Origin of the sequence: Burkholderia sp. 4M9327F10 (assembly GCF_005503145.1) — a bacterium.
In the GTDB taxonomy this organism is placed as follows: Bacteria; Pseudomonadota; Gammaproteobacteria; order Burkholderiales; family Burkholderiaceae; genus Paraburkholderia.
The window spans coordinates 1-8382 of record NZ_SCNV01000117.1; the positions used below are offsets into that span (position 1 = coordinate 1).

An 8382-nucleotide genomic window follows, 5' to 3' on the forward strand; every position below is an offset into this window, starting at 1 on the left:
AGATGTGTATAAGAGAACAGGTCTATGTAGTCGAGGAGTGTCGCATCCAAGCGGTCGAGTCCGGTGGACGATAGACCCACGTCTTCGGGAACGGCAAGTATGGGGGCAGTCATGAGTTGGTCCTTGATTCAATCGCGCACGGTTGTTTGGGTGGACTGCAGCAGCAGGAGAAGCGGTCTATCTGCACACGTGTCACGTTCACGTAACCGGAAAATCGCGTACGCGCGCTGCTTACAGCGCTCGACGGGCATATTCACCAAAGTGGTAGGCGCTCGGCTTCGGCGTGCGCGCGAACGTTGCAGGATCGACGCTGACGAGGCCGAAGTGCTGGCCGTAGCCGGAGGTCCATTCGAAATTGTCGAGAAGCGACCAGTGGATGTAGCTCCTCACGTCGATGCCGTCCGCGATGCAGCATCGCATCTCTTCCAGTGCCGCGTCGATATAGGCGATGCGACGCGTGTCATCGTTTGTTGCGATGCCGTTTTTGGTGACGTAGACGGGTTTGCCAGTTCGCTTCGCCGCGAATCGGATGGTCCCGCCAAGTGCCTGAGGATAAAATTCATAGCCTGCGGCCGTCATTTCTGCGCCCGCCGGTGGCGACATCTGACCGCCAGCGTCGATCCGGACTCGTGTGTAGGTTTGTACGCCAATGAAGTCTGAGTGCGCCGCCACGTCGAGCCACGGACCGTACAACTCATTAACGACGACGCCTGCAAGATGATTTTCGCCGACGCCTTGGATATCCTGCATAGTCAGACTGACACCAACCGGAAAATCGCCAGGCCCAGCCTTGATCGCCTGCGCTGCTTTACGGTGGGCGTCGATGAGACCGAGTTCGGTCGCCTCCACATCAGCGAACAGCAGCGACGAGAACGTCGCCGACCCGCATTGCTTCGCACAAGCTGCGAGCATTGCGTCGATCAAGGGACGGGCCGACGGATTCGGTAGCAGCAACCTGATTAGGCGCTGGATATTTGCCTCGTTGAACGTAGTCGCAGCGGCAACGTGTTGACCGAGTCGTCGGGTAGCGACGTCGGCAAATCTAGCGAACAGATCGGCCGCGTCAGGTGCTTCGAATCCTCCGCGCGCTGCGAACCAGCGCGGTACCGTGAAATGGCTGTAGGTCAGCATCGGCGCGATGCCGTATTCGACACATTGATCGACCATCCGCGCATAGCGATCCAGTTCCGCCATCGAGAATTGCCCTGGTTCGGGCTCAATGCGCGCCCATTCGATGCCGAATCTGTAGCAGTTGAGGCCCAGGCTGGCGACGATCGCAATGTCCTCGGGGTAACGATGGTAGCTGTCGCAGGCATCGCGTGACGGCTGACGGAAAGCGGTCGGGTTGACTTGTTCTGCGAGCCAAACGTCTGAATTGAGGTTGTTGCCTTCGCTCTGATGGCCTGAGATGGCGGTTCCCCACAGAAATTCCCGGTGAGGCGAAGGCTGGCGAGTATGAAGCGTCAAGGTCATGTCTCCATCATTGGAAGGTCTGCAGATCCAGAGCTCCCTGCGTGTGATCGAATCGGCGGTGCGCCTTCTTCCGTTGAGATCCGTGCAACTGTGTAGGATTGGTATCAGGGAATATACAAACAGACCGGAATGTTTGTAAAGTGCTTGTTGAGCAAGATGTCCTGGCGTGACTTGGGAATTTCCCGCATAAGAACAAAACAGCCTTGTCTGTTTGTTGTGAATGGAATAACGTGTCTTCACCGGTTGAGCCGGTTCAAAAAATCGAACATATGGAGACACTGACGTATGAGTACGATCCGGTTTTGGAGGCCGGCGCCGCCTGTTGGTAGTCGAGCAGGCAAGGGGCGCGTCGCGAATAAGTTTCGGATCGCGATGGCGGGCGAGAAGCCGCGCCGCGTGGACGAGGGCGATGTATGGAAGGCGCTGCGCCGCGGCTGTTTCGCTATGGCGCTCGCACTGTGCGGCACGCACGCGCAAGCTGATGACAGCATTGCCCGAACGGCGCAAAGCACGAAATGTCTCGAGTACGATCAGATGCGTGCGAAGGGCACCGAGGCGCCGCTTGCTAGTGTCTGCGATAGCGTTTCGCCCGATCTGGGTGGGTTTCGTCCGAAGATGGCTGAAGCCGGCTGGATGTTCCAGGCCGGCAACCTGTCGACTCTGACTTATGACGTTCTGCATCCGAGCAACAGCGTGCCGCAATCCTACGTTGGCCAGCGCCCGACCTACAATCAGACGACGCTCGCGATCTTGACGTACGACCTGTCACGCATCGGCTTCGGCCAGAATGCGCAGTTGACCGTGTCAGGCGCTTGGGCGGAAGCCAGCTATCTCGGTGCTGGCGTACGAAGCGCGTATTTCTCGGGGCTGTCGATCCAGCAGGAGTTCCTTAACCGCCAGGTGCGGGTGCTGTACGGATTCACGACGCCTTCGAATGATTTCTATGGGAGCTACCTCGGGACGTCAATTGCGTCTTCCGCGCTGGGGCCGGCAAGCAGCATGTTCTACGAGGTTGGCGTACCGAGCATCAAGCCCGCGCCGACGTTTGAACTGCGCCTGTACACGCCGGATCTGCGTTTCTACAATCACTTCGCGGTCACGCGAAGCATGAGCCCGCAAGGCTTTCAGACGGACACCGACCAGAACACGATTGGCCTTACGATAAACGGGGTGAAGGGCGCACGCGCGTTGTTCATGGATGAACTCGGGTACCGGGTCGAAGCTAAACCGAATCAACGCACCCTGTGGGTGCGCGCTGGGGCCCTGTACAATACCAGCGACTATCTCGACTATTCAGTTGGTCGTCCGACGCATGGCAACTCGGGTTTCTACTTCGCTTTCACAAAGCAGTTCACGCAACCCGATTCGTTTTACGCATACCGAGGCATTTATACCGACATCAAGGTCGACATTGCCGACAAGAGCAAGAATCCATTCAGTCGTGACATCACCGCAACGCTTTACAGCCTCGGGCCGTTTGCGTCGCGCCCGTATGACATGGTCAGTCTTGGCTACACCCATCAATGGATCAGCAAGGATGTGCAGCAGTATGTTCTGGAGGCAACTGGGGCACAAGCGATCCAGGGCAGCAATACGGTGTCCCTTTCCTATGCCTTTCATGTGATGCGTGGCGTGTACTGGACAAATTCGGTGTCTTACACAACTCAACCCGTGCTGGCACCGTCTCATCCGGCTGCGCTGCTACTGAGCTCTGGAATGACGATTACGTTCTGAGCGAGGGGATGCGAGGTCCGTCCGTGGCGGGTGCGGATGCCGGGAGGGCGAATGCGCCGCTGCCATGATGCACGGAGATTCGTATCCAGGACGTGCCTGGTCCTCCCAGCGCAAACATCGGCGTGGTCGCCGGAGTAACCGACTGCGTCTCATGCGCATGGATCTTGCGCTACGTTGAACTTGTAAGCTATGAAGCAAACAGCCATCCACAACATGTCGAAAGAGAGCCGGACCACTGGAGAAACGCGTGGCAACGCGGGCCGAGCCCGCAAACCACAGGCTGAGCGCAGTGCCGAAACGCAATCCAAGGTAATTTCTGCCGCGATCGCGTGCCTGCATCGGTACGGCTACAGCGCGACTACTGTAACGATGGTCGCTGATGTGGCAAAGGTTAGTCGCGGAGCGATGACGCACCAGTATCCGACCAAAACCGATGTGATGTTGGCAGTGGTGGACGCGGTGTTCGAAGACGATTCTCGCTGTTACCGACAGGCTGTCGAGAAAAAGTCGCCGACGCAGATGTTGCAGGATTTGCCGGCGACGATGTGGGACATCATGAGCCGTCCATCCGGCACAGCAGTGATGGAAATCATGCTTGCATCGCGCTCGGACGAGGAACTCGCAGACAAACTACGGACGATTCAGCATTCAATCGACGTTCGTGCGCACGACTGGGTCATCGAACGGCTCGAGGCCGCCGGTTTGCAGGATCATCCGGACGGCGAGTCGATCCACCGGGTTTTCGTCGCAGCAATCCGCGGGCTCCTGCTGGAGGCATTATTCAAGCGGGATCGGACCGAAATCGAGAAATCGGTCAAGGTGCTCGGAGACATGCTGACCCTGTTGTATCCCACCGTAAGCGCCAAGACGCCCGCGCGAAAAAAGCGGGCGTGAGTGCTGCACGTGACTGACGGGTGGGGGGTGGGGGGGGGTGTACCGGGTCCGCGGACCTGGTCAATGCGATTCGGCTCAGTTGGAACGAGCGCTACGGTGAGAGGCGAAGGACGTTAGGACATGAGGAGTTCGCAACAAGAAACAATGACAAACAAACAGATTGTACGTTTTGTTAATTGACTTGGCCGCGTGCCCGTATCGTCGTGGCACGGGCCAGCGTGTGAGGAGATAGTGCATGGAGTCGGTGGAGACCATGGGGTCGGCTATGCCACCCCGAGAAGGAGAAAACATGATGGCCACACGCTCCCGCGCGAAGTTGGGCAGAGGAATAGTCTTGGGCTACGCGAGCGGCGCGATCGTCGATGGTGCGATGACGAACGTCGTTAATACATTCCTGTTGTTTTACGTGACGACGGTATGTGGTATTCCGCCCGCGCTGGCGGGACTCGCCGTATCGATCGGCCTCATCGTCGACGCGATCGCAGATCCGATGATCGGAGCGTGGTCCGATCGGCTACGCTCAAGGTGGGGGCGTCGCCTGCCTTTCATGGTGGCGGCAATACTGCCGCTATGCGTGAGTTTCGCGGCCGTTTTTGCGCTGCCGGAATGGAGCGACACAACAATGCTGTTCGTGTTGCTCATCGCGTTGTCGGTGGTGGTGCGCGTCAGCATGTCATTCTTCAATCTTCCCTACCTCGCCGTTGGGGCGGAATTGACCGACGATTTCGCGGAGCGTTCTCGCGTGATGGCGTGGCGTTGGGCCGCCGGGATGATCGGCGCCCTCGTGGGGATTGGCATCGGCTTCGGCGTCTTCCTGAAAGGCCCGGGTGGGCTCGCGCGACGGCATGCCTATCCGCCTTTCGCGCTGACGCTTTGTGCGCTGACGCTGGTCGCGAGCGCCTGGGCGATCCGAACTGTCTGGAAGACGCGCCATCTGCAACATCATCCAGCGCCGATCCATCCGTCGATGAACAAGCGGATCGCGCGGGAATTGTCCGAGCTGATGCGCAATCGCTCGTTCAGAATTCTTTTTGCTTCGTCTGCATTGTTCTTCGTCGCGTTTGGGATGACGCAATCGCTTGCCTTGCATGCGAACACCTTCTTTTGGCACCTGACCAGTTGGCAGACACAGCAAGTCACGATGTCGCTGATGCTTGGCGCGTTGGTTGGTGCACCATTCTGTATTCCTTTGGTTGGCCGGATCGAAAAGCGCACCGCGGTTTTGACCGGATTGTGCGGCTGGATCCTGATCCAGGCATGTCCAGTTTCGCTCAGGCTCGCCGGATGGCTCCCGATGACGGGACAAGCACTGACGCTGCTGTTGTCGGCGGCTACATTTGTATCGGGCATGCTGATGTCGATGGCAGCCGTGGCATTCAATTCGATGATGGCGGATGCCACGGACGAGCATGAATATCTTTTCGGCGCACGCCGCGAAGGGCTTTTCTTCGCCGGCTGGACGCTCGCTGGCAAGGCAGCAGGCAGCATCGGCACGTTTCTTTCAGGTGTACTGCTGACTGCAATCGCGTTTCCGATCGATCAAACGAGGCGCAACGGGTTCGATGTGTCCGTTTCCCAATCTACGCTGGACATGCTCGGATTCTTTTACGGACCGGGCAGCGCGATAGTCGCGATTATCGGCACGCTACTTCTAGTCCGCTATCGTTTGAATCGACAGCGCCATACGGCCATCATCGCCGAGTTGCGCAGGCGGCGCCCAAGCGAAGTGACTGCGGCACGCTAGCCGCGAATCCGATGATTGTCACCCTGATCGGCCGCGCGGCCATTTAGAACAGGAGTCTGCTTTTATGACGATGAACAAGACGGAGCGAACTGGCGTCTGGACGTCGCTCCCGCAAACAGTCAGTGCCGAAGCAAAGTTCATCGCAGAGGCATTTCGGCACCTGCCGGCGCCGCCACCGCCACCCATCACGCGCGATGAATGGCAAGTGCGCAACGATAGCGCAACCGCGCTGTTACGAGACAACGGCGCGCTTCAGTCGTTCCTGAATCTCCGGGCCGCGAAGCGTAGAGCTGTGGTTATCGACAATGCCGCTCACACTCTGTTTGAGCCGGACGGGTACGACGCAAGCCGCGATAACCGCATTGTGCTGCACATTCATGGCGGCGGCTACGTCGGCGGCGCTGCCGAAAACGAGGCTCCGATCGCAACGCCGGTTGCCGCGGCGCTCGGTTGTCCGGTGCTCTCGATCAGTTATCCGTTGTGGTGGGAGGCACCTCCGCCCGCGGACGTGGAGAGAATTGTGGCCGTCTACCGAGAGATAGCGCAGCATCGGCCCCCCAGTACAATCGCGCTTATGGGTGTGTCCGCGGGTGGTGGCCTCGCGTTGCGCAGTGCGCTTCGACTTGCCGAACTTGGCGATCCGCTACCAGCTGCGATGGTACTTGCGACGCCGTGGACGGATGTGAGTGGTGCTGGGGATACTTTCACCACGCTGATGCCATACGATGTACTCGAATCGACATCGGTTGATGCAATTCGCTCGATACTTGGCGCGCGTGTTGATCTTCGGTCTCCCGATTATTCACCCATTTACGCACGTTATCCGAGTCATTTGCCCCCGACGATTATTGCGACCGGCACTCGAGATTCGCTGCTGTCGGATTGTGCACGCCTTCAACGCAAGCTGACCGATGCAGGTGTCGTAAACGATCTCAGGGTATTCGAAGGCATGCCGCATGGTTTCATGGGCTTTCGGATGCCGGAAACCGATGCGTGCATCAGCGACATCTCACGCTTTCTCGAACATCATTTGCGGCGTCGCTGATTCCCGATTGTGTGTTAACGCAGCCCAGGTCGGTTCCACATTCAGCGGTAATCGTTCTTTCCGCGCATGTATGGAAAGAACAATTACCCCATGAGGTCGCCGGGCTTGCACTGGATGTGGCATCCACGCTTTTGGAACTCCACCGATCAACGGGGGAGATTGCATGGAGCGCGCCGCGCTCCATGCCGTGTTAGCGGGGAAGTTTGCCGAGCCGTATGTCGTTGACGCATAACTTCGCGCCGGGACGGAAAACGCGAACCGTCCGTGTTTCGTGCTTGCCGAGGTCGAAGCAGTTGTCGCTAAACTTGACGGCAGGATCGTCGCTATGCAGGTGCACGATCGGATGGTAGTGCGTGCCAGTCAGCGTGACGCGCAGCATCTCGTTTGCCTCATCCTCGATCATGATGCGCGGATCTGCGCCGGTACCGAGGAGTTCCTTGAACGGGCCAAACAACAGACGGTTACCCGGAAAGCGTGGCGAACGCACAGCCAATACGCGATTGGGTGCTGCCCCGATCTTCGCCCGGGTACTGCGCCAAACAACCACACTTGCGTTGGCCGGGACGCACCATTCGATCATCTGCTCATTGAAGGTCAGCCCCGACAAATCGGTCAGTGTCAGTGTGGCGTCCGATTTGACCTCGTTTAGTGTATCGTTGGTGACCCACAGCTCAAGTGTGCCATCGTCAGTTATTTTGAGGGATCCCAGAACGGGCGAGTAGGCGCGCGCAACATAGTACCAACTGGGTTTTCTGGCGCCGTCGTAATCGACGAGACTCCACGTAATACCGGGCCAGCAGTCATTGAATTGCCAGATCAGCGTGCCGGAGCAATGTGGTTTGCGACGTCGGTAATGTTCGATGCCGAACTTGAGCCCCTCCGCTTGTACGAGTTGCGTGAAATCAACGTACTGATCAAGGTCGGCGGGTAGTCCCGTGACGGGCAACAGCATTGCATCGACCTTGTCCTTAGGGTGATCCTTGAGGCGATGCAGAAATCCGGGAGTACCAAGCGCGTAGTCTTCTGGCGCAAGCCAGCGGGCGAGCGTGGTCGCGGCCGGCGCCGACTGGATGCCAAATTCGCTGACGAACCGCGCACGATCTTCTGCATAGCGGGTATAAGCGACACCAACCGGGCTCCCGTCCCGTTCGCCAGCAGGTAGCTTGTCGGGAATCGGGGGAACACCGTGCCACACGGTCCAGTTATGTTCGTCACCGGCACGCATGCTATTGTGGCTCGGCCCGCCGAACGGGCTGCCGGGACGGTAGGGTGTGGCAGGATCGAGCCGCTCGAGGATGGCGGGGATCAACTGGTCGAAAATCAGCGCGCCTGGATAAGGACCGGATTCGGTACCCTGCATCGCAAGGAACTGATGAACGGCGTGCCCTTCGTTCTCGCCGCACCATAGCGCGATGCACGGGTGATTGCGTAGGCGATCGACTTGATATGCGACCTCGGCGCTTATGCTGTCGATCAGCGCCGTGTCGTGCTC

The 8382-nt window shown here is 58.5% G+C and carries 6 protein-coding genes; 4 read left to right on the forward strand and 2 right to left on the reverse strand.

The features are described 5' to 3' along the window. Positions 1–231: 231 nt before the first annotated feature. Positions 232–1473 carry a family 1 glycosylhydrolase gene (locus FFS45_RS40900; protein ID WP_137960257.1) on the reverse strand — a complete coding sequence of 414 codons (1242 nt, stop codon included), beginning with the start codon at positions 1471–1473 and terminating at the stop codon, positions 232–234. A 372-nt stretch (positions 1474–1845) separates the two neighbouring features. Here FFS45_RS40900 and FFS45_RS40905 point away from each other — a divergent pair, with 372 nt between their 5' ends. The 4 genes from FFS45_RS40905 (at position 1846) to FFS45_RS40920 (ending at position 6890) form a co-directional block, all read left to right on the forward strand. Beyond that, on the forward strand, positions 1846–3207 hold the full coding sequence (locus FFS45_RS40905; protein ID WP_171029901.1) for a carbohydrate porin: 1362 nt from the start codon (positions 1846–1848) through the stop codon (positions 3205–3207). A 189-nt stretch (positions 3208–3396) separates the two neighbouring features. Continuing rightward, positions 3397–4101, forward strand: coding sequence for a TetR/AcrR family transcriptional regulator (locus FFS45_RS40910; RefSeq protein WP_212745812.1), 705 nt, complete (start codon positions 3397–3399; stop codon positions 4099–4101). 289 nt (positions 4102–4390) lie between these two features. Then, positions 4391–5845, forward strand: a complete 1455-nt coding sequence (locus FFS45_RS40915) for an MFS transporter (protein WP_171029902.1) — start codon at positions 4391–4393, stop codon at positions 5843–5845. A 64-nt stretch (positions 5846–5909) separates the two neighbouring features. Then, positions 5910–6890: an alpha/beta hydrolase gene (locus FFS45_RS40920; RefSeq protein ID WP_137960260.1), complete on the forward strand. Its 981-nt coding sequence runs from the start codon at positions 5910–5912 to the stop codon at positions 6888–6890. 190 nt (positions 6891–7080) lie between these two features. Here FFS45_RS40920 and FFS45_RS42050 read toward each other — a convergent pair. After that, positions 7081–8382, reverse strand: a 1302-nt coding sequence (locus FFS45_RS42050; RefSeq protein WP_212745813.1) for a glycoside hydrolase family 2 protein, incomplete at its 5' end; no start/stop codon positions are given.

What these genes read in the sequence shown, in the direction of transcription:
- FFS45_RS40900 (WP_137960257.1), bottom strand. Translation starts at nt 1,473, where the DNA reads ATGACCTTGACGCTTCATACTCGCCAGCCTTCGCCTCACCGGGAATTT.
- FFS45_RS40905 (WP_171029901.1), top strand. Translation starts at nt 1,846, where the DNA reads ATGGCGGGCGAGAAGCCGCGCCGCGTGGACGAGGGCGATGTATGGAAG.
- FFS45_RS40910 (WP_212745812.1), top strand. Translation starts at nt 3,397, where the DNA reads ATGAAGCAAACAGCCATCCACAACATGTCGAAAGAGAGCCGGACCACT.
- FFS45_RS40915 (WP_171029902.1), top strand. Translation starts at nt 4,391, where the DNA reads ATGATGGCCACACGCTCCCGCGCGAAGTTGGGCAGAGGAATAGTCTTG.
- FFS45_RS40920 (WP_137960260.1), top strand. Translation starts at nt 5,910, where the DNA reads ATGACGATGAACAAGACGGAGCGAACTGGCGTCTGGACGTCGCTCCCG.